This is a genomic window from Sinorhizobium meliloti (genome assembly GCF_017876815.1).
Taxonomy (GTDB): domain Bacteria; phylum Pseudomonadota; class Alphaproteobacteria; order Rhizobiales; family Rhizobiaceae; genus Sinorhizobium; species Sinorhizobium meliloti.
The window spans coordinates 108195-133887 of record NZ_JAGIOS010000004.1 but is presented as its reverse complement, the minus strand read 5'-3'; the positions used below and the strand labels follow the sequence as shown (position 1 = coordinate 133887).

General features: G+C 59.5%; 23 protein-coding genes and 4 pseudogenes. 15 read left to right on the top strand and 12 right to left on the bottom strand.

What is annotated here, in order from left to right; translation table 11 throughout:
- Nucleotides 1-358: 358 nt before the first annotated feature.
- The 3 genes and pseudogenes from JOH52_RS34630 to JOH52_RS34620 form a co-directional block, all read right to left on the bottom strand.
- Nucleotides 359-1051 (bottom strand): annotated as a pseudogene (locus tag JOH52_RS34630) (glycoside hydrolase family 12 protein); the annotation flags it as partial.
- A gap of 45 nt (nucleotides 1052-1096) precedes the next feature.
- Nucleotides 1097-2149: pseudogene (locus tag JOH52_RS34625) on the bottom strand (M16 family metallopeptidase); the annotation flags it as partial.
- A 144-nt stretch (nucleotides 2150-2293) separates the two neighbouring features.
- On the bottom strand, nucleotides 2294-3274 hold the full coding sequence (locus JOH52_RS34620) for an IS5 family transposase (RefSeq protein WP_012881223.1): 981 nt from the start codon (nucleotides 3272-3274) through the stop codon (nucleotides 2294-2296).
- Between the two features lie 505 nt (nucleotides 3275-3779).
- Here JOH52_RS34620 and JOH52_RS34615 point away from each other — a divergent pair.
- Nucleotides 3780-4769 (top strand): IS5-like element ISRm33 family transposase, encoded by a 990-nt coding sequence (locus JOH52_RS34615; RefSeq protein ID WP_209566097.1) that lies wholly within the window; start codon nucleotides 3780-3782, stop codon nucleotides 4767-4769.
- A gap of 27 nt (nucleotides 4770-4796) precedes the next feature.
- Here the strand turns inward: JOH52_RS34615 and JOH52_RS34610 are convergent, their stop codons facing one another.
- Nucleotides 4797-5159, bottom strand: coding sequence for a DUF1403 family protein (locus JOH52_RS34610; protein ID WP_017265936.1), 363 nt, complete (start codon nucleotides 5157-5159; stop codon nucleotides 4797-4799).
- Between the two features lie 168 nt (nucleotides 5160-5327).
- On the opposite strand from JOH52_RS34610, the gene JOH52_RS34605 reads away from it, so the two are divergent.
- The 8 genes and pseudogenes from JOH52_RS34605 (at nucleotide 5328) to JOH52_RS36080 (ending at nucleotide 14186) form a co-directional block, all read left to right on the top strand.
- Nucleotides 5328-5585 (top strand): type II toxin-antitoxin system VapB family antitoxin, encoded by a 258-nt coding sequence (locus tag JOH52_RS34605; RefSeq protein WP_012881219.1) that lies wholly within the window; start codon nucleotides 5328-5330, stop codon nucleotides 5583-5585.
- The gene (locus JOH52_RS34600) at nucleotides 5585-5971 is read left to right on the top strand and encodes a type II toxin-antitoxin system VapC family toxin (RefSeq protein WP_012881218.1); all 387 of its coding nucleotides are present in this window, start codon (nucleotides 5585-5587) and stop codon (nucleotides 5969-5971) included. Before JOH52_RS34605 ends, JOH52_RS34600 begins: the two co-directional genes overlap by 1 nt.
- A complete protein-coding gene (locus tag JOH52_RS34595; RefSeq protein ID WP_012881217.1) occupies nucleotides 5971-7020 on the top strand; it encodes a site-specific integrase in 1050 nt (349 codons plus the stop codon). The genes JOH52_RS34600 and JOH52_RS34595 overlap by 1 nt, the downstream gene beginning before the upstream one ends.
- 91 nt (nucleotides 7021-7111) lie before the next feature.
- Complete coding sequence (locus tag JOH52_RS34590; RefSeq protein WP_012881216.1) at nucleotides 7112-10492, top strand: DEAD/DEAH box helicase; 3381 nt, start codon at nucleotides 7112-7114, stop codon at nucleotides 10490-10492.
- Between the two features lie 223 nt (nucleotides 10493-10715).
- The gene (groL, locus tag JOH52_RS34585) at nucleotides 10716-12350 is read left to right on the top strand and encodes a chaperonin GroEL (protein ID WP_012881215.1); all 1635 of its coding nucleotides are present in this window, start codon (nucleotides 10716-10718) and stop codon (nucleotides 12348-12350) included.
- A 495-nt stretch (nucleotides 12351-12845) separates the two neighbouring features.
- On the top strand, nucleotides 12846-13415 hold the full coding sequence (locus tag JOH52_RS34580) for a DUF1003 domain-containing protein (RefSeq protein WP_017265933.1): 570 nt from the start codon (nucleotides 12846-12848) through the stop codon (nucleotides 13413-13415).
- Between the two features lie 325 nt (nucleotides 13416-13740).
- Nucleotides 13741-13860: pseudogene (locus tag JOH52_RS36430) on the top strand (recombinase family protein); the annotation flags it as partial.
- 89 nt (nucleotides 13861-13949) lie between these two features.
- Nucleotides 13950-14186, top strand: coding sequence for a recombinase family protein (locus JOH52_RS36080; RefSeq protein ID WP_026029846.1), 237 nt, complete (start codon nucleotides 13950-13952; stop codon nucleotides 14184-14186).
- Between the two features lie 75 nt (nucleotides 14187-14261).
- On the opposite strand, the gene JOH52_RS34570 is transcribed toward JOH52_RS36080, so the two are convergent.
- Nucleotides 14262-14639, bottom strand: a complete 378-nt coding sequence (locus JOH52_RS34570; RefSeq protein ID WP_012881210.1) for a DUF5335 family protein — start codon at nucleotides 14637-14639, stop codon at nucleotides 14262-14264.
- A gap of 185 nt (nucleotides 14640-14824) precedes the next feature.
- Between JOH52_RS34570 and JOH52_RS36850 the strand changes: the two are divergent.
- The 3 genes and pseudogenes from JOH52_RS36850 to JOH52_RS34555 all read left to right on the top strand — a co-directional run.
- A pseudogene (locus JOH52_RS36850) lies at nucleotides 14825-15019 on the top strand (HAD family hydrolase); the annotation flags it as partial.
- Between the two features lie 132 nt (nucleotides 15020-15151).
- Nucleotides 15152-15391 carry a hypothetical protein gene (locus JOH52_RS34560; RefSeq protein ID WP_017265931.1) on the top strand — a complete coding sequence of 80 codons (240 nt, stop codon included), beginning with the start codon at nucleotides 15152-15154 and terminating at the stop codon, nucleotides 15389-15391.
- Nucleotides 15363-15599, top strand: coding sequence for a P-type ATPase actuator domain-containing protein (locus JOH52_RS34555; RefSeq protein ID WP_080590350.1), 237 nt, complete (start codon nucleotides 15363-15365; stop codon nucleotides 15597-15599). Before JOH52_RS34560 ends, JOH52_RS34555 begins: the two co-directional genes overlap by 29 nt.
- Here the strand turns inward: JOH52_RS34555 and JOH52_RS34550 are convergent.
- Nucleotides 15533-15883 (bottom strand): chaperone modulator CbpM, encoded by a 351-nt coding sequence (locus JOH52_RS34550; RefSeq protein ID WP_012881207.1) that lies wholly within the window; start codon nucleotides 15881-15883, stop codon nucleotides 15533-15535. The genes JOH52_RS34555 and JOH52_RS34550 overlap by 67 nt on opposite strands.
- Nucleotides 15880-16797 (bottom strand): DnaJ C-terminal domain-containing protein, encoded by a 918-nt coding sequence (locus tag JOH52_RS34545; RefSeq protein WP_012881206.1) that lies wholly within the window; start codon nucleotides 16795-16797, stop codon nucleotides 15880-15882. The genes JOH52_RS34550 and JOH52_RS34545 overlap by 4 nt, the downstream gene beginning before the upstream one ends.
- 564 nt (nucleotides 16798-17361) lie before the next feature.
- Between JOH52_RS34545 and JOH52_RS34540 the strand changes: the two genes are divergently transcribed.
- Together JOH52_RS34540 and JOH52_RS36785 are read left to right on the top strand one after the other, a co-directional pair.
- Nucleotides 17362-18174, top strand: coding sequence for a class I SAM-dependent methyltransferase (locus tag JOH52_RS34540; RefSeq protein ID WP_012881204.1), 813 nt, complete (start codon nucleotides 17362-17364; stop codon nucleotides 18172-18174).
- Nucleotides 18175-18313: 139 nt separating this feature from the next.
- A complete protein-coding gene (locus JOH52_RS36785; protein ID WP_127616641.1) occupies nucleotides 18314-18499 on the top strand; it encodes a hypothetical protein in 186 nt (61 codons plus the stop codon).
- A gap of 97 nt (nucleotides 18500-18596) precedes the next feature.
- On the opposite strand, the gene JOH52_RS34530 is transcribed toward JOH52_RS36785, so the two are convergent.
- The 4 genes from JOH52_RS34530 to JOH52_RS34515 form a co-directional block, all read right to left on the bottom strand.
- The gene (locus tag JOH52_RS34530) at nucleotides 18597-19424 is read right to left on the bottom strand and encodes a carbohydrate ABC transporter permease (protein ID WP_012881202.1); all 828 of its coding nucleotides are present in this window, start codon (nucleotides 19422-19424) and stop codon (nucleotides 18597-18599) included.
- On the bottom strand, nucleotides 19424-20293 hold the full coding sequence (locus JOH52_RS34525; RefSeq protein ID WP_017266041.1) for a carbohydrate ABC transporter permease: 870 nt from the start codon (nucleotides 20291-20293) through the stop codon (nucleotides 19424-19426). Before JOH52_RS34525 ends, JOH52_RS34530 begins: the two co-directional genes overlap by 1 nt.
- 156 nt (nucleotides 20294-20449) lie before the next feature.
- The gene (locus JOH52_RS34520; RefSeq protein WP_012881200.1) at nucleotides 20450-21757 is read right to left on the bottom strand and encodes an extracellular solute-binding protein; all 1308 of its coding nucleotides are present in this window, start codon (nucleotides 21755-21757) and stop codon (nucleotides 20450-20452) included.
- A gap of 58 nt (nucleotides 21758-21815) precedes the next feature.
- Complete coding sequence (locus tag JOH52_RS34515) at nucleotides 21816-23423, bottom strand: sulfatase (RefSeq protein ID WP_012881199.1); 1608 nt, start codon at nucleotides 23421-23423, stop codon at nucleotides 21816-21818.
- Between the two features lie 208 nt (nucleotides 23424-23631).
- Here JOH52_RS34515 and JOH52_RS34510 point away from each other — a divergent pair, with 208 nt between their 5' ends.
- Nucleotides 23632-24543 (top strand): LysR family transcriptional regulator, encoded by a 912-nt coding sequence (locus tag JOH52_RS34510; RefSeq protein WP_012881198.1) that lies wholly within the window; start codon nucleotides 23632-23634, stop codon nucleotides 24541-24543.
- A 297-nt stretch (nucleotides 24544-24840) separates the two neighbouring features.
- On the opposite strand, the gene JOH52_RS34505 is transcribed toward JOH52_RS34510, so the two are convergent.
- The gene (locus tag JOH52_RS34505) at nucleotides 24841-25572 is read right to left on the bottom strand and encodes a site-specific integrase (protein WP_049963093.1); all 732 of its coding nucleotides are present in this window, start codon (nucleotides 25570-25572) and stop codon (nucleotides 24841-24843) included.
- Between the last annotated feature and the right edge of the window lie 121 nt (nucleotides 25573-25693).

Sequence of the window (25693 nt, the reverse complement as noted above, 5' to 3'; positions counted from 1 at the left end):
ACCCCGCGCATCGATCGCGCTTTCGGTTCTGTTCGTCAGCCCTTCCGACCTGTAGTTCTTGCATAGCTGCAGTGCAGCATGAGACATTGGCACGGTCCGTCATCGGGTTATGATCAAAACTATCGAAGCGATGCACCTCCTCCCGCAGAGCTTCGAATTCAGACGGCCCACTCCTCCTCCCAAGCGTCGTCTGTTTGAACAGCGGCACTCCTCCTCCCAGTCGCCCGAATTTCTGTTACATTAGAGCTTCTGTCACGACCAGACTCCTGGACACCATGAACATCCCCCGGACCTCGACCAAAGCGCGCGCTGTGCCCATGCCCAGCAACAGCGTGCTAGCGCCGCCCCGCGCCGATCTTCACTTCGAGGTCACAGACCAGTTGTTGAAATTGAAGTTCTTTCCCCCCGGGGACGAGGTAATCTCGACGCCGTATTGGACGCTACCGACTTTTATGTCGCCAAAGTACCCCTTCGACTTGATCCACTGCAGGATACTCTTGATGTCCACTGTCCCGCTGTTGGTCTTCGAAGTGCGCAGCAGTGAGATGACCTTGTGACCGTCGGGCCCTTCACCTTCAAACACGTTCCAAGTCGCTCCGCCTACATTGACATTGCTGTAGACCGGAACGGCCGCCCCGGAAGGGGCATAATGATATGAAATGGGCTTAACGTTGCCGCTCCCGTCCGAGTTTCCGGTGTAGTTTGTCCAGAGCATTATCTCATGCTTGTTTGAGCTATCCCAGATATCGTAGGCGACATCCCAGGCGCCGCCAGTGGGAACTTCCTGATTGAAGCTCGAGCTCAGAGTGTTGATTGAACTGAGCGGTTTCCCGATATTGAAAGCCACGTGCGGGTAGCTCTTGATGCCAGGAGTATTAGGCTGGTCCGACCACACGCTCCACCGGTTGACTCCACTCACCGAAATCGTCTGAGGCCCAGGGCGCGGGCCCCATACGTCGTTGTTCCAAGAGTAGTCATCGCGTGAAAAGCTTCCGTATGGAGCGTCCGAACTCCAAATCGGAGCCTGTGCCGATACAAGCGCGGCAGATGATAATGACCCGGCTTCATTCGCGGCCTGCCTAAATAGATCATGATCCTCCTGTGTCCGGACGTCGGCATTGATGAAAGGGGCATTCGCCTTGCCGGCGATGGTGCTCACCCGGCGATTGAGCACCCGGAGACCGAGATTTTCAATAAGCTCAGCGCGGCGCTTGGCGAAGGTGTCAGGCGCGGCGTCATAGGGACGCGTCCAGGCGATCTGTATGCTGGTCCTGCTGTCGGGAACGACGATGACCTCGGCGCTTTCGCCCTTCTTCACAAGCGCGCCAAGATCCGCTTTTATCGGCGCCGGACCCAAGGCCTTCCAATCGCCGAAGCGCTGCCGGATTTCGACTTCCATGGCGGCGGGGTCGATATCGCCCACCACGATCAGCGTTGCCCGATCGGGCCGGTAGTTGGCCCGGTAATAATCACGGACAAGCTCCACGGGGGTATTGCTGATAATGTCGGCTTTGCCGATCGGCGCGCGCGTGGTCGCGCGCTGGCCGGCGAGCAGCGAATTCATGATTCCGAGTGACGCGCGATACTGCGGCGTGTCGCCCAACCGCTCCTCCGACAGGATGACGCCGCGTTCGCGATCAAAGGCGCTGGCATCGAGGGTCAGCTCGCTCGCCGTCTCGCGCATCAGCATCAGGCCCGTCGAAATTGTGTCAGCATCGACCTCGGGCAAATCGAGCGTATAGACGGTCTCGTCATAAGAGGTAGAGGCGTTGATGTCCGGCCCAAAGGCCAAGCCCTTGCGCTGCAGGATACGGATAATGTCCCCTTCGGCGACATGCGTCGAACCCTTGAAGGCCATGTGCTCGAGTACATGCGCCAGCCCCTGCTGGTTGTCGTTTTCGTCGAGCGAACCGGCGCCAATGCGAAAGCGGATCGCTGCCTGTCCGGGAGGCGTGGCATTGCGCATAATCGCAAACCGCATACCGTTGGCGAGCGTGCCAAAATGTACCTCGGACTCGGCTTGGATGTCGCTTTGCGTTTGTGGCCAGGGCACGGACGAGGTGTCCGCAAAGGCCGACGATGCGAAGCTTGCGAGGGCGACCGTCGCGAGAAACCGCCAGGCGGCGGAGCATTCCATTTTATGAGACATTTTTGTCCAGGGATGAGCATGAAGGGTATGGATGACGCGGTTTCGTGCAGCTTCTAGCATTTGCTTGCTCCTAGATATTCACCTGTGAGGAACACTGTTGCATGGATCAGACTTTGGACGAGGCAACCCTATCCACTGCATTTTTCATGCAACGCGCTCGAACTTGGGCCGGCCAAGTTCTGTCATCCGGTTAAGAACACGGACGCCAATCTTCGCTTCAGTCTTCTGATTGTCAAACTGTCGTGCTTTGAGTTTGGGCCCGATCACAGCCTTCCATCGACCCATCTGGGTCTCAGCGCGACTGCGCTTGTTGTAGCCGGTGGATTTCTGCCATGCCATCCGCCCTTTGGTCTGGATTTCTGCAATATGGCGATCGCGGACAGATGGAACCAGCACCGATTGAGGGCTGGCAACGGCAGTCTTGGGATGTGGGATAATGACCTCCACGATCTCACCAAAGCGTGTCGCCAGAAGATCTCGGGTTGGCGTTCCATCATAGGCGCCGTCGGCAATGAACTTCTCGACGGCGCCACCGATCTGGTCCAGAAGTCCTGGTAACGCTGTCGGATCGCCGACATCATCCACGGTCAGATCGGAACAAACAATCTCACCACTGACAAGATTGAGACCAAGGTGCAGTTTGCGCCATCTTTTGCGTTTGGCCTTGGTTTTGTGCTTGTTTTCCAGCCACTCGCCCTCGCCGAAGACCTTCAAGCCGGTGCTGTCGACAACCAGATGGACCGGACCTGATGTTGTGGCTCGGGACTTTGTCGACGGCAACGCCAGCCCTTTGCTCCGGCGAGACAGGGTGGAGAAGTCAGGCACGGCAATATCGAACCCCATCAGCGCCGCGACACTGCGCATCAAGCCTTGGGTCTGGCGTAGCGCCAGCCCGTAGACGACGCGCAGGGTCAAGCACAACGTAATCGCCAGATCCGAGTATTTCGGCTGACCACCCCGCGATGTCCGCCTCCGCGCCGTCCATAAAGACAGCGCCTCATCCTTCACCCAGATGGTCAAATCACCACGTTGACGTAGGCTTTCATTATATGCCGGCCAATTCGTCACCTGATATTTCTGCTTGGCAATCTTGTCCCGCCGATCGGCATTGAACGTGTGCGGCATCGTCGAAATCCCGATCAGGAGACTGATAACTTGAGACTGAAAACAACCGCTCAATATCAGTCCACGGGTGATCCACGCAACAACGCCGTCCGATGGAGCCGGTAAATTTGTCGGCGCGGCAGCTTATTGACTGTTGACGATCCTGAAGAACGACTCTATGCCGTCCTGACGGAATAAGATGCCGTAGCGATATAAAACCATCGGGCGGCAAGTATGACACACTCCCGCGCGTCGGAGAAGTCTGATATGCCTGCCAACCAGGCGGTCAGGGCATGGATCCTGCAGCGCGATCGATCTCCTCCAGTGTCGTTGTTGGAAGTGGTACGCTCGCTATCCGCTGCGCTCAGCTGGCAATTGAGATGGGCCACGTCATTGGTGCGGCCCTGTCCGGCGACGTCATATTCGCAGAGTGGGCGACTCGCGCGTTGAAGCGCGTTGGTGCATGGATCGTTTAGCGGTCGTGGTGTAGGCGATCGGCAACCTCAATAACCGATCTGTGACCTTGATGCCTTTCAAACATAACGCCGCCCGCCGCCATCGCATCGGCAGGATGAAATTCAAGGTGACGAACTGGCCGGAATATGAGGCGGGGTTACGGCGACGTGGCAGCTTGACCCTGTGGCTGACACCGGAGGCGCTTGCCATGTGGCTTGCTCCACGCCGAACGACGCGTGGTGGCCAGCCTCGTTATTCCGATCTAGCCATCGAGACCGCCTTGACGCTGGGCCTGGTGTTCGGCTTGCGGCTGCGTCAGGTCGAAGGATTATTAGGATCGGTGCTTCCCTTGATGGGCTTGGCGCTCGCTGTCCCCGATCACACCACCCTGAGCCGTCGGGCGCGAACATGGCAATCGCCCAACAAGGCGCATGACCTCCAGGGTCGACCGGACGGGCCAGTGCATATTCTTGTCGACAGCACTGGACTGCAGGTCTACGGCGCGGGCCAAGGGTTGGAGGAGAAGCATGGCGCCAGATCCCGCCGTGGTTGGCGAAAGCTGCATGTGGCGCTGGATGCCGATAGCAGCGAGATCATTGCCCATACGATGACCGACCAGGACGCGGGCGACGCATCGCAGGTGGAGCCGTTGCTCAACCAGATCGATGGTCGGATCGGGCAGTTCACAGCCGACGGCGCCTATGACGGGAAGCCCACCTACGACGCGGTCACCGACCACAGTGCGGCTGCCGTCATCGTCATTCCCCCGCGCGCCAACGCGATCGAACCAGGCGGCGATCAATCTCCCGGACAAAGGGATCAGCATATCGCTGCAATCAGCAGAGACGGGCGAATGAAATGGCAGGTCTCCACCGGCTACGGCAAGCGCTCGCTGGTCGAGACTGCCATCGGCCGATACAAGTCCATCATCGGGCGGCGTCTGCGGGCTCGGTCGTTTCACGCTCAGCAGACGGAAGTGGCCATCGGCTGCGCCGCCCTCAATCGTATGCTTGCATGCGCACGCCCTAAATCCATCCGCCGCAATGGACCGAACACATAGATAGCCCCATCACAGATCCAGATCCGCTCAAGTCCCGATCCATGCACCAACGCCGCTGACAAGCCTTTTGTAGGCCAGAAACACCTTTCCGGCCGGTCCCGGATCGTCGCCGGCGGCAGTGAGCAAAAGCGCATCACGCAACGCGTGTTCGTCCTCAGTGCGCCGCATCAACCGCACCGCCACGGCGGCACATTTCAGCGCCTGTCGCGCGCGCCAGCAGCCGGCCCAGCATGGTTCGGCTTTGACGAGATCATCGAGCGATTTCAGGGCGATGCCAGCTGCGAAGGCGGCGTCCGGCTCGCTCGGCTCACGGCCGCGGGGCAGCGCCCAGGCCGGCAGCTGCGCGGATGAAAGGGACGGCGACGGAGGCTGAAGCGGGCGCGAATCCATGGGGTTCAGCTTACGACGCCTGTGCACTTATTGCCATTAAATTCGACGGAAACCGCACAGCTTGTCGATCCCATATGATGTCCGATAATCTTGCCTTATCGGACGTAATTGACACGAGCAACTGAGTTTGGTAGATTTCGTTGAAAAGGTAGATTTTGGGAGTTTGTCGTGTCGCTGAACATCAAAAATCCAGCCACTGTAGCGCTCGCTGACGAACTGGCGCGCCGCCAAGGAATCAGCAAGACGGCAGCCATCCATCAGGCCCTAAGCGAACGTCTCCACCGTATGGGTCACGGGGAGGTCTCCCAGGATCGTCTGCTCGGCGAATTACGCGCTATCCGGCAAAGGATAGCACGTCTTCCGGAATTGGACAGTCGCAGTGACGAGGAGATCATCGGATATGACGAGCATGGAATTCCGAACTGATGGTGATCGATACCTCCGCCATCGTGGCGATTCTGCGTAACGAGCCGGAAGCGGCCAAGCTCGAAAGGGCGCTCGTCGCCAACCCAGTTCGGCTTGTCCCTGCGACGTGTGTGCTCGAGGCGCGCATGGTGCTGGTCAGCCGGCGCGGAGAACACGCACTGGCCGAAATCGATCTTTGGCTTAGCAAAATCGAGGCTGACATCATCTCTGTCGATTCTGATCTGGTCGATTTGGCGACGCAGGCCTGGCTGATCTACGGCAAGGGCCGCCATCCGGCGGCTTTGAATTTTGCCGACTGCTTTTCCTACGCTTTGGCAAAGCGTGCGGACGAACCGCTTCTCTTCATCGGCAAGGACTTTTTGCAAACCGATATCGAGGCGGCGTGATGATGGCCGAAGAAACTATTGTCGATGAAGGTCTTCCACAGACCACCCCCTCCTCTCCCCTGCCGGGGCATCTACAGGATCTGACCGACCGAGCCCGCGGCTATGTCGAGGCTGCGAGCTCGGCCAACACACGCAAAGCCTATGCCTCCGACTGGAAACACTTCTCCGCTTGGTGCCGACGCTCCAACCTGTCCCCTCTCCCCTCACATCCGCAGATCGTCGGCCTCTACATCACCGCTTGCGCTTCCGGTGCCGCTGAACGCGGGAGCAAGGCGAATTCCGTTTCGACGATCGAGCGGCGCTTGTCGTCACTCTCCTGGAACTATGCCCAGCGAGGTCTGAGCCTTGATCGCAAGGATCGGCATATTGCAACGGTCATGGCCGGCATCCGCAACAGCCACGCCCGCCCGCCGGTGCAGAAGGAAGCGGTACTGGCGGCCGACATCATCGCCATGCTGGAGACCCTCGATCGCGGTAGTCTGCGCGGCATGCGCGATCGCGCCATGCTGCTGATCGGGTATGCCGGCGGGCTGCGGCGCTCCGAGATCGTCGGTCTCGATGTCAAGGCGGATCAGACCGAGGATGGCCGCGGCTGGGTCGAGATTTTCGACAAGGGCATGCTGGTGACGCTTCGCGGCAAGACCGGCTGGCGCGAGGTCGAGATCGGTCGCGGTTCGTCCGATGCCACCTGCCCGATCGTTGCGATCGAGACATGGATCAAGTTCGCCAAGCTTGCCCACGGCCCCCTCTTCCGCCGCGTCACCGGACAGGGCAAGTTGGTCGGCGCAGAGCGGCTGAACGATAAGGAAATTGCACGTCTGGTGAAGCGCGTCGCAATGACTGCCGGTGTTCGTGGTGATCTCAGTGAGGAGGAGCGTGTTTTGAAATTTTCAGGTCACTCGTTGCGCGCCGGTCTCGCCTCCTCTGCTGAGGTGGATGAACGTTATGTGCAAAAGCAGCTTGGCCACGCGTCGGCGGAAATGACAAGAAGGTACCAACGTCGGCGAGACCGGTTTAGGATCAACCTCACCAAAGCGGCAGGGCTTTAGCGGTGCATCTGTTATCAGAAAAGCGCAAATCTCATTTCAAAGTCGATAGTTCATCATAAGCCAATTTCCGCAGGGAAGTGACGACGGCAATATGAAATATTCTGAGAACGATATTATAGGTGCTGTTGGCGTCAACGCATTTTCAGCCGGTAGGGCCTATCAGCGACAAGGGCGCGTCATCGCCTTCGAATGGGGCGACGATGGCGACATTACCTCGCAAGTGCGGGGCTCCAGTCCCAAACCCTATCGCCAGAGGATTTTTATTGACACGAACCGCAAAGGCCGGGTGGCTGTCGAGGGAAATTGCTCCTGCCCCGTCGCCTTCAGTTGCAAGCACGTCGCGGCAAGCCTGCTGCATGGACTGATACGGGTTGCTGAACCGGCGTCGTTCCCCACGCTTACCGCGCCGGGCCCAATGGGCAACTCGGTTGCACCGGGCACCCAGGTCCAAACGCCGCTGTCACTGTCCAGTCCCGTTGCCGATTGGCTCAACCGCCTGCGACAGGCCGATGCCAAGAGCCTGCGCGGCGCGGAAAATCTCCCGCAACGGCTGATCTATGTTCTGTCGCCGGAGCGGACCTCCACGGCCATGCCGCGCCTGCGCCTGGAGATCCGATCCGGGCGGGTCTTGAAAGACGGGACGATGTCCCCGACATCGAGTGCCTATAGCCTGGACAATTGGCACAGCCGCTCGGAGGCGAAATTCTTACGCGACGCCGACCGGAAAATCTTGCAGGTGATCACCTCCATTCCGCGCTCGGCAGTACATGGCAGTAACTATGCGCTGACGACCGAACGCGGCGCGGAGGTTCTCGACCAGATCCTCGCCACTGGCCGCGCCCGCTGGATGACGATCGACGGCGTTGACCTGTCGCAGGGGGCGGCAATCTCCGGCCGTATTCAGTGGGAGCCAGGAAAGGGTGGATCGCTGCGCGCCGCGTTACGACTTGAGGATCCGTCGCAGGCGGAAAAACGCGTGTGCCTCAACGCCATGCCGCCCGTCTATGTCGATGCTGCGGCCGGTGTCGTCGGCCGCATCGAGACGGCGCTTGCGCCCATGGTGGTTTACGAGATGCTGGACGGGCCTGATATTCCGGCAGCACAGGTTCCTCTCGTAGCCGCACATTTGCGCGCATCCGGAGCAAGATTAGCGACCACGGCACCACCGCAGTTGGCAGAGGTACAGATCATCAAGGGACCGTTCCAGCCCGTGCTGCAGTTGATGACCGTCCAGATGCCCCTCCCCTATCGTCCTGGTCTTTACACCTATGGGCAGACCGAAGCCGTCGGCATCGCCCGCGTCGCGTTTTGTTATGGCGGATGGGCCGTGGTGGCAACCGAGACGGCAGCCATTGCCTTGCACATGGACGGTCTGACGCCCGTCGAAGTCCATCGCAACCCCAAGGCGGAAAAAGTAGCGCTGAACCAATTGCGCCTGGCCAATTTCCTGCCGGCGCCAAGAGTGCGGGACGGCGTTCCTGCCGTCAATCACAAGGATTTTCTACCTGACGAGGGCGAAAGCAACTGGTACGACGCGCTTTATCACGACATTCCCGACCTGGAGCAACACGGCTGGCGGATCGAGATTGCGGCCGATTTTCCCTGTCGGCTGCTGCGCGGGGATGGAGCCTTCGAGGCCCGCCTCCAAGGCTCAGGCCTGGACTGGTTCGAATTCGACCTCGGTGTGATCGTCGGGGGCGAACGGCTGGATCTGATCGGCCCACTCATCCGACTGCTGTCGATGATCCAGCCGGAGACGCTGGATCTCCTCGACGATGATGATCCGCTATTCCTACCGCTGCAACACGGTCAGGTTCTGGCGGTCCCTGTCGGGCGCATACTTCCGCTTATCAGGACACTGTTTGATCTCTTCAATTTGACGGGAGAGCCTGGAGCGGACGGAAGCTTGCGGCTGTCGTCGCTCGATGCCGCCAGCCTCGCCGATCTGGAAGCTGCTGCCGGCGCCGGCGTCCTTTGGCAGGGCGGCGAAGGGGTGCGTGCCTTGGGGCAAAAGCTGCGCGATCACGGCGGCATTCCCGATGTCGAGTTGCCGCCATGGTTTAGCGCGACATTGCGACCCTATCAGGCGCGCGGCCTGGCATGGCTTGCTTTTCTCAAGGATGCCGGCCTTGGGGGCATTTTGTCCGACGACATGGGCCTTGGCAAAACGGTTCAGGCACTCGGCTTGATCGCCATCGAGAAGGCCGCCGGGCGACTGTCCGGCCCCGCTCTGGTCATCGCTCCCACCAGCCTCATGGTCAACTGGGCGACGGAGGCGGAAAAGTTCGCGCCGGACCTATCCATTCTCGTCCTCCAAGGGTCGGACCGCAAACAGCGTTTCGACAGCCTCGATACTGTCGATCTAGTGCTGACCACCTATCCGTTGCTGGCACGCGACCAAGCCATTCTGGCGGAACGCGACTGGTACATGATCTTTCTTGATGAGGCGCAAGTCATCAAGAACGCCAATGCGACGACGACGAAACTGGTACACGCTCTCAAATCACCACATCGCTTCTGCCTGACGGGAACCCCGTTGGAAAACCACCTCGGCGAGGTATGGTCACTGTTTCATTTTATCGCGCCGGGGTTTCTCGGCGATCTGAAGACCTTCACCCGCAATTGGCGGACGCCGATCGAGAAAAAGGGCGATACGGCGCGTGCGCGGCTGCTCGCGGGCCGGATCAAGCCGTTCCTGCTACGTCGCACCAAGGAAGAGGTCGCCAGCGATCTGCCGCCGAAAACGGTGATCACCGAGAGAGTGGAGTTTACGAGCGGTCAGCGCACGATCTACGAGTCGATCCGGCTGGCGATGCATACAAGGGTTCAGGCCGCCATTGCCGAGAAAGGGCTTGCCCGCAGCCATATTGTCATTCTGGATGCTCTCCTGAAGCTGCGCCAGGCCTGCTGCGATCCACGCCTGCTGAAACTGACGGACACGAAAAAACCGTCGTCGGTGCAGGCCGAGTCAGCCAAGCTCGACCGGCTGATGGAATTGGTCGGCGAGCTGGCCGACGAGGGTCGTAAAGTGATCGTGTTTTCCCAGTTCACATCCATGCTCGACCTAATTCGTCGGCGGCTGGATGACGCGGACATCGCCTATGCCTTGCTCACTGGCGATACGGTCGACCGTGGAACACAGGTAGAGTCGTTCCAACACGGTACCATGCCGGTCTTCCTCATCAGCCTCAAGGCCGGCGGCGTCGGGCTGAACCTGACAGCAGCCGACACCGTGATCCTCTACGATCCCTGGTGGAACCCGGCGGTGGAAGAACAAGCCATCGACCGCGCGCACCGGATCGGCCAGGACAAGCCGGTTTTCGTCTACCGGCTGGTTGCCGCCGACACGATCGAGGAAAAGATGGACGTGCTCAAAGATAAAAAGCGCGCGCTTGCTGCCAGCCTATTCGACCATGACGGCCAACCAACCCTCGCCATGACCGAGGCCGATTTCGACCTTCTGCTGGGGTAACCTTCGATAAGTTAAATGAAGGCGGCAAGCTGATTCCGCTCGACGTTGGTGATACGATCCTGTTCGGCAATGTTCCGGCACCTATGTCAAGATCGACGGCGAGGAACTGATCATGAACGAGGCCGACATCACGGGCAGCGTCGAAAAGACCGTCGCGGCCAAGAAAGCTGCCTGACGGTCGATTTCCGACCCCGCAATCACAAGACCGAACTGGACGAACACAATGTCTGCCAAGGAAATCAAATTCTCCACTGATGCGCGCGATCGCATGCTGCGTGGTGTCGAATTGCTCAACAACGCCGTCAAGGTGACGCTGGGTCCCAAGGGCCGCAATGTCGTCATCGACAAGGCCTATGGCGCGCCGCGCATCACCAAGGACGGCGTCGCCGTTGCCAAGGAAATCGAGCTGGCCGACAAGTTCGAGAACATGGGCGCGCAGATGGTGCGCGAGGTGGCCTCTAGGACCAACGACCTCGCCGGTGACGGCACCACGACGGCGACTGTGCTCGCTGCCTCCCTCCTGCGCGAAGGCGCCAAGCTCGTCGCCGCCGGCATGAACCCCATGGATCTCAAACGTGGCATCGACCTTGGTGTCGCTGCTGTCGTCAAGGAAATCCAGGCGCGCGCCAAGAAGGTCGAGTCCTCGGGCGAGATTGCCCAAGTCGGCACCATCGCCGCCAATGGCGACGCGACGGTCGGCGAGATGATCGCCAAGGCGATGGACAAGGTCGGCAATGAAGGCGCCATCACCGTCGAGGAAGCCAAGACTGCCGAGACCGAACTCGACGTTGTCGAGGGCATGCAATTCGACCGCGGCTATCTCTCGCCCTATTTCGTCACCAATGCCGAGAAGATGCGCGTGGAGCTGGAGGACCCCTACATCCTCATCCACGAAAAGAAGCTTGGCAATTTGCAAGCGATGCTGCCGATACTCGAGGCGGTCGTGCAGAGCGGCAACCCGTTGCTGATCCTCTCTGAGGATGTCGAGGGCGAGGTTCTGGCGACGCTGGTCGTAAACAAGTTGCGCGGTGGCCTGAAGGTCGCGGCCGTCAAGGCGCCGGGCTTCGGCGACCGTCGCAAGGCCATACTGGAAGACATTGCCGTCCTCACGGCCGGCCAGATGATCTCCGAGGATCTCGGCATCAAGCTCGAGAACGTCACGCTCGACATGCTCGGCCGCGCCAAGCGCGTGCTGATCGAGAAGGACACCACCACGATCATCGCCGGCTCCGGCGATAAAGCTACCATCCAGGCGCGCATCCGGCAGATCAAGGCACAGATCGAGGAGACGACCTCCGACTATGACAAGGAAAAACTGCAGGAACGCCTGGCGAAACTTGCCGGCGGCGTCGCGGTAATCCGCGTCGGCGGCGCGACCGAAATCGAGGTCAAGGAAAAGAAGGACCGCATCGACGATGCGCTGAACGCCACGCGCGCCGCGGCTGAGGAAGGCATTGTTCCTGGCGGTGGCGTTGCCCTGTTACGCGCCAGGTCGGTCCTGGTCGGACTGGCCGGAGCGAATGCGGACGTCACGGCGGGCATCTCGATCGTGCTCAGGGCGCTTGAAACCCCGATCCGGCAGATCGCCGAGAACGCCGGTGTCGAAGGTTCGATCGTCGTGGGAAAACTCACCGACGGCAGGGATTACAACCAGGGCTTTGACGCGCAGACGGAGACCTATGTCGACATGATCAAGGCCGGCATCGTCGACCCGGCGAAGGTCGTGCGGACCGCTTTGCAGGACGCCGGCTCAATCGCGGCACTTCTGATCACTGCCGAAGCGATGATCGCCGACATCCCCTCAAGAGAATCTGCCCGGTCGGCCGGTAACGGCGACATGGGCGGGATGGGATACTGAGAACAGTCCCTGAACCGTTCGGTCAGCACGGCCGGGCGGCGGAGCCCAACAGCAACCGACAGGGAGAATTCCAGTGGCCTTGCAGAGCAGCAGCAAGACATCGATCGCCCAGCGTTTCGAGAATCTGTTCCTGCGGCTGCCGTATTCACCTCGAGATAAACGCCGGCGGGATAATGTTCAAATTGTCAAATCGCCACCGCCTCTCGATCGCATCAGCGCAGCTCATTCGGGTAAACCTCACTGAGTCCGGATTACCCGGTTGAAAAGCGGAGTAAAATTCCAATTTTACCGTGCTGATCTGAGCCCTTTTGAACCAGGCTCAGATCTTCCTTCCTTGCGCGGATCATCGCCAACCTGACGCAAAAGGCTGGTGGAGTAATGGTTCAAGCATTGGAGTGATCGTTTTGCGTGCGACTGTTGCGCCGTTGCGGAACAGGCGATTTAGGCTGCAATTGGTGGTGCGCCTAAGACGACGGCATGGAGGAAGCTATGTCCATGGAAACAGAAGACAACATCGACGAACCGCAAGAGATTGCCGACAGTGCGAGCCGCTATCTGGGAAGGCCGGTCGAGTTGCTTACCGATCGGGAACGCGCAGTTTTTCGGCGCCACGTCGCCCGGCGCGCGATAACGCGGGACTCGAATCGCTCTTTTGATGAGAAGCTGACGTCCGGGCAGCGTTTGGCGGACAAAGTGGCCGAGTTCGGCGGCTCGTGGACCTTCATCATGATCTTCGCGCTGGCACTCGCGCTCTGGGTCGGTGTGAATCTACTTGCAACTACCCCCGCCTTCGATCCTTATCCCTTCATCTTTCTCAATCTCATTCTATCGATGCTGGCTGCCGTTCAGGCACCCGTGATCATGATGAGCCAGAATAGGCACTCGGTCAAAGACAGGGTCGATGCGGCACACGATTATGAGGTCAATCTGAAGGCGGAAATTGAGATCATGGCGCTGCATGACAAGCTGGATCAGATGCGTGACATTGAACTAAAATCGCTGGTTGAAAAGCAGCAGCAACAGATCGACCTGCTCGCAGGCCTTCTCATCGATCGGAACATATAGGTTCGTTGGCGCATGCATCAGATAGTCTTCGGGCGAATGACAATTCTGCTGGCTACCTTGGGTCGAGCAGGTAGACCATATTCCGCAAGCCCATGGTTCGAGGCCATTCGCTGAATAGCAGCCTGACAAAGAACTAACTCACAAGCGCTTCACGCCCCGTCACTTTGTCCATGCTAATGGGCCCAGTCGGCCCGAAGCTGATTTTGGCCAACTCGAAGAACGTTGTGCGAACATCGCTTGTGGGATTGACTAGGTAAACGCCGGTTCGCGACATGATTATGTGAATGGATGCAGAGCTCGCCCGTTCTATTCCTCGAAGGGATTTATGTCCGGCCCGTTGTCCCGAAAGGGCCGGTCCGAGTTGGAAACCATCATGCAGTTTCTGCATGCGGGCGACGAGCTGGTGGTGCTGCGGCTTGATCGGCTTGGCCGCTCCACCCGCGACGTTCTCAATCTCGTTCATGAGCTTGACAAAAAGGGCGCATCCCTCGTGTCCTTGAACCCGAAGTCACGACGGCCGGAAGCATGGGGCGAATGGTCATCACCATCCTCGGCATGGTCGCCGACATGGAACTCAAGTTCATCAAGGACCGGCAAAGAGCAGGTATCGACGCGGCGAAAGCTGAAGGCGTCTACAAGGGGCGGAAGAAGTATGTTGACGATGACGAAATCCGCAAGTCGCGGCCCGAGTTCCGACGCTTTGACGAATGCCGTCAGCCGGTCGTCTGGCTTGTCGGACAGTACGATCTTGAGCGTAACGGGGAGGCATAAAGTATCGTTTTCCGAGTAGGGAAGGTTCCATACATCGCGGTCTATCGACGCCTTGCGCGCAGGAAACCGCCACCTTCAGGCGAGGGTCACGATCTGATGCCGGCCCTCCCGATCGATAATCTCCAAGGCAACCGGCGTTCCGCTATCTTCTTGGACCGAGATCGCCTTGGGCTTCTCGATGAGGTGGTCGAGGCCCTCCAGGAGGATCTCAAGCATATTTCGTTTCGGCTCATACGTTATTCCCACCAACAACAAAGAGCCCACGAGGACCTGGTCGCCCAGGGCGGCGTCAACGATTTCGATGTGAACCCTTTTGCCGTACAAAGTTTTGCCAACACCGGCAAAATAGGAGTACCACTCAGATGATGCCAAGGACTTGCTTTCCACGTCTCGCTCCACCTCTATAACTGAAACGTAGCATGGCCTCGATCCCAACACCATGACATGGGTCAAGAAGGCGCTCCGCAGATGTCGGCAAGTATCACTCGAAGCGCGACGGCACCGCGATGGTTGCCGGTACCTTGGGCGTGCGCGGCTTCTCCTTCGTCTATGTGATCTTCGACGACGGCGCCGGTCCCTACTGGGCACGCAGCCGCGTGCTGGGAATATCTGAATGTCGCACAGAATCGCCTTCCGTGGGGCGTCTTGGTCCGCTCGCCTCTACCAAAACGTTTGCGATGGCCGCCGCCGCGCTGCTGTCGGTGACACTGGTTCCCGTCGCCGATACGCTCAAGCCCGAGGCGAAAGAGGCGATTGCGGCACTGCGCAGCGAAGGGATCGAGGTCATCCTCCTGACGGGCGACAATGAGCGCACCGCAACCGCAGTCGCCCGTCCCGAGCGGGGCGCTTTCTTGATCGGCATCAAAGTTGCCTGCCAAAACTCAGGTTCATTGTGGAGACGTTGAAAGCTGAGGAAATAGCAGAGGTTTCGCCAAATGCCGGGTCTTTCGATGAGGAGAACGGACATGCTGCATTCAGCAGGATACCGGACTGAAGCGACCGCAGTTGCTCTGGCGCGCGAGTATCGGTCGGTGTGGCGGCAATACCTGCTGACTCTCCTTGCCATCGCGTTCATGACCGCATTCGCGTCATCTCACGCCTCGGCTGGGTCCGAAGACGAGAACTACCGGGTCGTCGGTAATCTGGCCGTCTACCTCGGCGTACTGCCAGCTGTCGATGCCGGTCGAAAAGACGCTTGGTCATAATCTGATTGGCGGCACTTTGAATCAGAGCGGTCTGTTGTGCTTCACGGCGACGCGCGTCGGAAAGGACACCGCCCTGTCCCCGATTATCAAGCTGGTCGAGGACGCGCAGGCGAGCACGGCTCAGGTCCAACGTTTGGCGGATCAGGTCACATTTCGTGCCGTAGAACTCCCTTCATCCCGCTCCAGCGCAGCGATGATCGCGGCCTGAACGGTCTTGTCCTGCGCCGCCATGGCGGCGGTCAGTGACAACAGGCGCTGGCGGGTGTCGTAGAGCTGGTCGATCAGCGACACTACGATAGGGAGCGTGTCCGTGTCGATCTCGAGCTCATAGCGCAGCGTGCAGATCAGGCGGACACGCGCGCATTCCATCTCCGTGAAGAGCAACGATCCGACTTCCTGCCGCGGCACAACAAGTTCGTCGCGGATCCAGGCTTCGAGATCGCTGCGTTGCAGCGCAGCTATCGCTGTAACAAGGTCATCAACGCGCATCATGTGAACATCTCCTTGCGCGGTTCCTGTGCGACTTTCGGCTGCCAGGTCTCCAGGAACCCTGTCAGCTCAGGCTCGTCGGCTGCGGGCAGAACGACTTTCAGGGTGATCAGTTGATGTCCGCGTTGCCCGGTCTTGCGGTTGCGAATGCCCCTGTCGCGCAGTCGCATCACTTTGCCCGTGTTCGAGCCCTTCGGGATAGTCATCGTCACCAGGCCGCTTATGGTCGGAACCTCGATTCGCGCGCCCAGCGCCGCCTCCTTCAGAGTGACCGGAACCTCTACGTGAATGTTATCGTCCTTGCGGTGGAAGAACGGATGCGGCTCGACATGAAGCTCAACGTAGGCGTCTCCCGCCGACCCGCCGCCGAAGCCCGGCATTCCTTGACCTTTCAGCCGCAGCATCTGCCGGTCGTCGGCACCCTCCGGAATAGTCACCTGCAGCGTCTTGCCCTCAGGCAGCATAAGCGTGCGAGCGGCGCCGTTGGCCACTTCCAGAAACCGAACCGGCAGCACGTAACTCACATCCTGGCCGCGCGCCCGCGAAGTGCCCTGTGACCGTTGTCCCCCCGCCGCGAACGCGCGCGCCAGAAATTCTTCCAGGTCCTCGTTACCGGCAAACCCGTCTTGCGCTGCATGCGAGGCGTAGACGGGCCCGTCGGCGAAGTCGCGATAGAACCGCTCTTGCGGTCGCTCCGCTCCGCTGGCATCGATCTCGCCCGCATCGAACCTCCGCCGCTTCTCCTTGTCCTTGAGCAGGTCACTGGCAGCCGAGATGTCCTTGAACTTAGCTTCGGCCTCTTTGTCGCTCGGATGCAGATCGGGATGGAACTTGCGCGCCAGCTTCTTGAATGCGTCCTTAATCTCCTTGTCAGTCGCAGAGCGAGTTACGCCGAGCGTCTCGTACGGGTCCTTCATGCACCTGATCCCATCGCAACCGCGCCTCAATCATATCGACCATTCCGCCCCCACCTCCTGGGGGCGGTGCCGCAAGCATAACCGCAATCGCCAAAATCATTCACGCTCTACGCACGGCATGCAGCGACATTTTGCCAAAGTGGGTCCGGACGATCATCGTGTCGATGGTGGGCCCGTTGCACCACGGGCGCGCCCGTCCATGATCGCCCGGTTTCGATTGCCATAGCAGCGACTTAACGTATCCTCGAGAGGGGGGCAAATGGCGAAGTATGTCAAGAGGGTTCGATCTTGCGAAACCCGCCCTTTGGGAGCAATCTTCAACACGTCAGGCCATCCGGCGGTGAAGAGCGGATGGCCCACGTGGTATCGAGGCAAGCCGAGGGCCTTGGGGGGGCGGCCTTCTGAGGAGGAGACCATGGTCGCACGAATGCTATATGGCGCAGATCCTTTCCGCAACATACGCCGCTTCCAAGACGAAGTGAGCCGGGGCGCCGCAAGGGCGCTGGAATTCCCGGCGGTGAATGTCTTCGCAAACCAGGACGGCCGCGTAACTTGGAGGAAGCCGTGCATCCGGAGAAAATCCGCCTCACAGGCGCAAGAGAGACCCTGCTCATCACGCTCCAGGCCAAGGCAGCCGAAAGCGCCATGCCGGATTCACTGCTTCGAGATCGTTTTGCCGCAGATGCTTTGCACCGTCTCGATCCGGATAGTCGGCACCTTGAGATTGGTCACGACATGACTATCGGCATCGCGCTGCGGGCCTATATTCTTGATCGCTGGACCGAGGCATTCCTCCAGCGCTTCCCGGAGGGGGCCACTGTTCTGCATCTCGGCTGCGGTCTCGACAGTCGCATCTTCCGGATCGATCCCGGGCCGAGAGTTCGCTGGTTCGAACTGGATGTTCCCGATGTCATCTCTTTGCGCGAACGGGTCTATCCCGACCGTACGGGCTGCGTAACGATCGCCTGCTCGATTGTCGAGCGCGACTGGATCGAGAGACTTCCCGCCGACAGACCGACTTTGATTATCGCCGAGGGCGTTCTGCCGTATCTGGAGGACGACCAGGTTTCGCAGGTTCTGCGGCGGATCGCACGGCACTTTCCGTCAGGCGAGATAGCTTTCGATGCCTATAGCAGTATCGCGATCCGGCTACTGCGCTTCAATCCGGCGATCCGAGCCACCGGAGCCCGACTGCAATGGGCGGTCGACGACCCGGCAGAGCTGGAGCGGCAGGTGCCGGGGCTGCAGCTCATTGAGGATCGTTCGGGTTGGGACGTCGGCCAGGTGGCGCGGATGTCACCGCCCGCCCAGATGGCGCTGCAGCTCTTCAGCACCATCCCTTATCGTATGGGGCACCTCCTTCGGTATGGTTTCTGAGCAGCTTCACAGTGCGCCAAGGTGGTTCTTTGACTCAGTTTACATGCCGTAAGCTGGCGGAAAACGCTGGTCGGTGTAAGCGGAGCTTGGAACTCCCGTCTGGATGTTAACGTTGCACGCACGAATGATGAGGAGGATGATGGCCAAGAAGAGCCGCATTCCGCATCACGCCCTGGAAAACCATCGCAATTTCCCGCGCGCGCCGCTCGACCTGGTTGACCACGCGGCGGTCGATACGCAGCACGCCTGCCGTCACCGACTCCAGTCCCGCTATCATCCCCAGCAAGTCGACTTTACGCAGCCGAGGGCCCGACAAACACGATGAACCGACTTCGCTGACAAAGGTCGATACCGTGGAGGACTTCGAGCGCACCATAGGACTTACGGATTCGCGAGAGACACAACTTCAACCTTCCCATCTCCTATTTTACGGCTCCGGCGGTTAGACCGCCGAGAATGAAACGCTGACCAAAGAACATCAGGATGAGGGCGGGGATGGTCGAGAGCACCGACGCGGCTGCCATTTGTCCGTGCAAAATCTCGTTCTCGCCCGCGTACGACGCGATCGCTACTGGTATCGTATAGGTCTCCTTCGTCGTGAGATTGAGAGCGATGGAGAACTCGCTCCACGAGAACAGGAACGACAGCAGTCCCGCTGCGATCAGTCCCGGTAGGGCCAGCGGGAGAAGGATCACAAAAAAGGCCGTCGATCTGCGGCATCCATCCACGACCGCGGCTTCCTCAAGCTCGCGCGGGATGTTCTCGAAGGCCGACATCATCAGCCAGATCGTGAGGGGAAGATTGATGACGACGTGGGTCAGGACCAAGCCCGTCAGGGTGTTGTAGAGCCCGATTTCGCGGAACAGCAGGTACCAGGGGCCAACCAGCGTTATCGGCGGGATCATGTGGAAGACAAGCGTCCAGCCCAGGAAGAGAGCGCTGAACAGCTTAGACCACCTCCGCCATGCGAGTGAATAGGCGGCAGGCGCGCCGATCAGCAACACGAGGGCGGTGCTTGAGAGACCCACGATCAGGCTGTTGCCCGCGTAAACGATGAAGTCCGAACTCTTGCCGAACAGCACCCGGCCGAAATTGACGGCGACCGGTTCGAACGGGAACGCCCCTGTAAGGATGTCAATCTGAAATTTCAGCGACACCCCGACAATCCATATGAACGGCGCCAGGATCGACAGGAGTGAAAGCCCAACAACGGCGAAGGCAAGCCAGGCCCTCGACGGACTGGTGACCATCACAAGGCCCCTTTCGTGCGCTGCGCGATCCGGAATACGGCGAGATAGCTGCAGACGATGGCGATGGTGACCAGCGAGAGGAGCGCTCCGTAGCCGAGCTCGTTGTTCTGGAAGAACACCTTGAACACATAGAGGCTCAGCACTTCCGTGGAGACGCCAGGTCCGCCGGAGGTAAGCAGGTAAATCTGATCAAACACCTTGAAGGCGCCGATCGACCTGAAGACGAAGGCGACGGCGATGGCGGGCCAAAGCATCGGTAGGACAATGAACCGAAGCCGTTGAAGCGAATTAGCGCCGTCGAGGTGGGAGGCTTGCATCACCTCTTCGGGGAGACCCTCCAGCCCCGCTAGCAGGATCAGGAACATGAACGGCGTCCAATGCCAGACATCGACAATGATGACGGCAAGGAGCGCCGTGGAGGTCGAGCCAAGCATGTCGAGCCTCACTCCGGCGACTTGGTCGACGAGGTGGGCGATGATGCCGAATTCTGGATTGTACATCAGCCGCCACATATTGCCGATCGCGACGGGCGGTATCAGGATGGGCATCAACATCAAGGTCCGGACCATGCCTTTGGCGCGCGTCATTCGTTGCGCCGCGAGCGCGAGCACGAGACCGAGAACCAGTTCCGCCAATGTCGACGTGATGACGAAGGCCAAGGTGTTCAACAGAGCACGCCAGTAAATCCAGTCGTTCGCCAGACGGCCGATATTTTCGGCAAGCGCGGCAGTGCGTTCTACGCCGTCGTTCGTGAATGCAATTTTCGCTCCCGCCATCCGCACGAGCTCGATCGCGGGAACGACTGTAAGTGACAGGATCAGCAGCGCCGCCGGCGCGATGGTGATCAGGCGGAAATGCCTGTCGAACAAGTCGAGAACACGGGTTCCTCGGCTTGAGGCGGCGCTTTGCTGCTGTGCGCGGCCGGGCACGGCCGTTTTTGAAACCAAAGTTGACGCCATCACATCACCGTAGGTTGACGACCGAGTGCCTCGTGGCAGCCGGCTCGGACAATGCCTGGTCGATCATTACTGGAGCGGCGGTAACAGACCGGTCCTGCGGCCGGTGCGCACGAACACGTCGTGAATCTCGGTTGCCGCGGTGTTCAGCGCATCATCGACGGAGAGTTCGCCGATCAGGGCCTGGTTCAAGCGGAGCCCGATGATCTGCTCGATCTCTGCGCCTTCCTGGTACTGGAGGAGCTGCTTCGCATACCGCGAAGCCTGTGAGTAAGGTCTCATCCACCTGAACTTCTCCTGCTCCGAAAGAGGCCCTTCGAGCACGGTGCGGCTCACGGGAATTCCTCCGGCCTCCGCGTAGTAGGTCTGGGCATCGTCCGATTGGAAATACTTGATGAACTCCATCGCGGCCTTCTTTCGCTCGGCCGGGACATTGGCCGGGATTCCCATCTGCCAGGAACCCCACACATCCCGGTTCGCACCGTCCGCCGGGCGCGGCGTGACTGTGTAACTGATCTTGCCGACCACGGCCGACTTCTCCGGGTCGTCCATCTGCGCCTGGGCCGCGACGACAATCCCCGCCTGTTTAGCTTTCCCCGAGACGAGATACTGGATCATCTCGCCTTGATCGATCGAGCCGGGGTTCGGCGGACCGCATTCCTTTGCGAGCTTGATATAGAGCTCGAGGGCGTGCTTCACTTCCGGGCTGTTGAAGGTAACCGTGAAGTCGCCGTTCGGCGCATCCTTCTCGATGCTGCCGCCAAAACTGAGCATGTAAGTGGAGAACGCGAATCGAATCGGATTTCCGCGCGCCCCGCGCACGACGACACTGTAATCAACCTCCCCGCCCTTCGACCGACACGTTTTCAGGACGTCGTCCCAGGTCTCCGGCGGCTTCTCGATCTGATCGGTTCGGTAATACCAGAGATGGGTATTGGCATTTGGCGAGAACGCCATTGGAACACCGCCATGTTTCATGGGCCATTGCTTGTCCTTGTTCCAATAGAGCAGGCCGTCGGCATCAATGATGTTGTCGCCGAAGCTGAAGGTCGGATCGATGTCGGTCAGCGGGGTCAGATAGTTGCCCGCGTAGAATTCAACGACCCAGGCGTTCGAAAGATTGACGATGTCGTAGTTGCCGGCAGGCCCACGGACAGCGTTGCGCGCCTTCTCGAGGAGTCCGCCCAGCGGTACGGCGTCAATGCTTACCTTGTTGCCGGTGTCGGCCTCGTATTTTTCGACGAGCGCCTCGAAGCCTCCGTACCATGGAGAGGTATTGATCAAGATTGTTATCGGCTCTGCCGGTAGCGCCTGGGTTGCCAGCACAGTAGATGCAAGGAGCGCCGAGCTTCCGAGCAGCCTTGTTAGAATTGTCATTGTCTCCTCCCGATTGACCCACCATCCCGACCGGCTGGCTTCGAACCCGTCCCCGGGTTCAAATGACCTTTCCAACTCGCTCGCGCTGCATCGCCGATTTTTCTTGCGTAAGACCATAGCGGACGTAGGCTTCCCGCGGCGCGTCGTGGCGCGCGAGGTGCCGCGCGATCGATCGTCTCAGCGCCGCCACGATCTCCGGAACCTCCACGGGGCGCTCTTGTTTCGGGTCTGCGGCGAGGTCGTAGAGCACCGTGCCGACATCGGCGAAACCACCCTGTTGCTCCATCCAGGGTATCCGCTCCGCGAAATCACGTGCCTTGATCTTCATCACGGGCATGTTCTTCGTAAACTCGAAAGGCTCGGACATCTCCGCGCCCTCGAACTCGCGCACGTCGAAGTAGGATCGCAGATGGGTCGGCATCACTGTATATTCGTTGAAGCCTTCGCCCGTAAGGGAGTCTGGAAAGAGATAGTAGGTGTAGCGACCGTCCGTGGCGCAGATCGGCCCCCCGAACATGCCCAGTATGAGATCATCCCGCACCGGTTCGTCCGCCTCCAGCACCCTTCGTAGAGAGCATCCCGTGACCTCCAGGGGTCTTTCCGCGCTCGCGAAATCGAGGAAGGTCGGCATGAGATCTGTCTGCTGGGTGAGCGCGCTGCGGCGCTCGCCGCCATTGGCAGCGTAGTCCGGGTGGTAAATCATCAAGGGAATGTGGGAGATTTCCTCGTAGTACGGTGTCCGGTTCTTGCCCCACCAGTCATGCTCCGAAAGGAGGAAACCGTGGTCGGTGGTGACGACCAGCGCGGTGTCCTCCCAAAGCCCGCCCTCGTCGAACGCATCGAGTAGCCTGCCGAACTGGTCGTCGCACATCGCGACCAATGCCGCGTAGTTCGCCCTGATCTCGGCGATTTCCTCCGCGGAATTCGTAACCTTCTCGTAGACCGGCCAATCCAGAATCTTCCCCGTGTAGCCGGTCGCGAAAAGCTTCTTGAACCGCTCTGGAGCATGAAACGGCTCATGAGGATCGAAGGTCTCGATCATCAAGAACCAGTTGTCGGCGTCCTTGTTTCCGTCCAGAAACTCCAACGCGGCGGTGAAGCACTTTACGCATGGAAATTCGGCCTCTTCCTTGTAGCGCTCTCGGTTCTTGATGTTGCTGAGGTGCTTCCATGCTTTCCATGGCGTGTTTCCCCGGGTGATGGTTTTGGCTCTCTTGGGAATCCTCGACAAAGGATAGTGCCGGTCGTCGAACATCTCCCTGAAGCGCTCCAATGGCGGCTGGACCATGGCCACCCACGTGTCGTCTTCCTGTCCCCGGATGAATTCCCAGCTGTCGAACGTGTTGATGTATCCGAAGCCGCCCTCCTGGAAATAATGTTGGTGGTCCGAGATCATGTGAGAATAGGTGCCGTGTTCCGAAAGGATTTTCGGGAACGAGTTGTCGAACGGCTCCAGCGGACCCCAGGAGCGGTGCATAAATGTCAGCCGACCGGTGTGGAGGTCTCGCCTGGCGGGCATGCATGGAAGCCCGCCAACATAGTGTCGGTCGAAGGTGACCCCGCGCTCGGCGAAACGATTGAAATGCGGTGTCGGGATGCCCTGCCCGCCGTAGCACTCCAGCGCCAGGCGATTGAGGGAGTCGAAGAGGACAAAGACGGTTCGCACGCATAGCTCCACGCCGCGGAGGGACAGCCGACCAGGCTGCCCGGTTTTTCTTGCCGATAACGATGAAACAGTGGCAAAGCGATGTATAATGAATTAGGCGTACCTCTGTGATCGCCTTTTGGAATGGGTTTTTCCTTGACTTCGAGCGACAGAACTTCATCCTCGTCAGGCCAGTAATGAAGACAGAATGCATGTTCGGAGGAATGGAATGGATCGCAGTATCCGCGCGTTCATCGCGATCGCGAAGCACGGCAATGTAACGATCGCGGCCCGCGACATTGGTATGGCGCAATCGTCTCTGACTAAGAAACTGCGGCAAATCGAGATCGAGTTCGGAGCACCCCTGTTCGAACGCCTGCCGCGCGGCATGCGGCTCACGAACTACGGACAAGCCCTTTATCGACACGCCATCGAGATCGACAGATCGTACAGCCAAGCGAAGGAGGAGATCGTTGCGATCAAGACCGGCCACGTCGACCTGCTCCGTATTGGCACCGGTCCGAGCTTCAGCCTGCTGTACATGTCGCGTGTTCTCGATCAACTGAGGTCGGAGTTCCCGAAGACCCGGCTCATTCTTTCGAGTCCCGCGAACTCCTCCTATAATGAAAGATTGCTCGCGGGGGATCTCGATGTCGTTGTCGGCCGGATCGAAGCCGAGCACCTTTCCGACAAGATCACCTCGACGACGTTGGCAACCTTCGAGCACTGCTTGGTAATTGGGGACAGGAAGGGAATCGCTCACGACCCGCCGACCGCCGCCGATCTCCTGGATTTCGCCTGGATAAGCTACAGCGAGAGCATCGAGCCCGAGCCCGCCCTGACCAACTTCTTCCATGCCTATGGATTGCAACCTCCACCGCTCGCGGTGTCGACGAGTTCGTTCAACACCGCCTTGCAACTGGTCGCCGCTGGAAAATATGCGATGATCGTGCCGAACCAATTCCAGCCAATCGTCGAAACGTCGGGCGCCGTTGCCTATCCGATTGAAACGCCTCTTCACGCCTATGAGGTAGGAGTGTCTGTACGAAGCTCCACGGCCCGCTACCCGATCGTCAAGCGTTTGGCGGAAATCCTGAAGATCGAACTCGCCTTTGGGTCTAAGCTCGGAGTGGAGCGCTGAGAGACGATTTATACCAAGCCTCATTGAAGTTGACTCTGGGGATTCTCAAAAGCCGACGAATTTGAACCGATGGCGCAAACTGAAGATTTGCGATGGGTTCAGCGATTTCTTTGCGAGCGGCCTTTGATGCGGAAAGGCCGCGGCTTCTGGCCAGAAAAACGAGGAGTACCAGCCAGGCGCGGCGTCTGCTGGCGCTGCTTCGATCTATGATGGCGGCTCGCGCGCCGCTGCGCGGCTCGGCAGCGTTATGGTGCAGATCGTGACGCGCCGGCCACATGGCGTCGCGGGGCACTTCCGTCAGAGGGTCATTGGGGACCTTCCGGCCACGCCCGGTTGGCGCAGCTTCCCGAAATCGAGCTTGGCACGGATCCTTGTACAATCGGTGCTTGAGTGGCAGAGCAATTGGCCAATCGCCGCGAAGCTTGCGCCCGACAGCAGCAGGTCGGGCGCAAGGCTGTGGCTAAAGAGGTGGGCGCCGTGGTGCGCGCCATCACTGACAACCCGTTCGAGTGCTTGCTTCGCCATCACCGTGATGGCGCAGCCGGAGCCAAACCCACGTGCGCCGCAAGCGTCCGCAGAGATAGCCGACGGCACGCTGAAGCTGGCCGCCCATGCCGGGTATAGGCGACGATTGCTGTTCCGACGTCGTGGGCGTAGCAGCGTCATCGCTTGCCGCCGACCCTTGCCGTGGAGTCGATCGTGCATGACTGCCTCGACATCATCAAGATTGAGGGCCGCGGCTTCGCTCGCGCGCAATCCGAGCTTGGCCAGGATCATCAGAACCGCATAGTCCGGAAGTCCCAATGCCGTCGTCCGATCGCAGGCATCGAGAACCTGCTGAACTTTCTGTGGCGGCAGGAAGGTTGGCAGTTTAGAGTAGCAAGTCGCCCGCACCCGATCGGCCAAGGCTCCCGAAATGAGGCCCTTCAGATGCAAGTAGCGTAGGAATGCGCGCACCAACCCGCACATCGCTTTTTGCCACTGTCGGCGGAGCCATCGAAAGGTGCCACGCAACTCGATATAACTCATGACGATCTCCGGGGTGAGCACTGTAAGCGGTCTGCACCACCTGGACAAACCCTGCCGCAGAAATCAATGTGAGAGCAGCTTGCGGCTTGGGGGAAGCGTGCCGGGCTATTAACTTGCCATT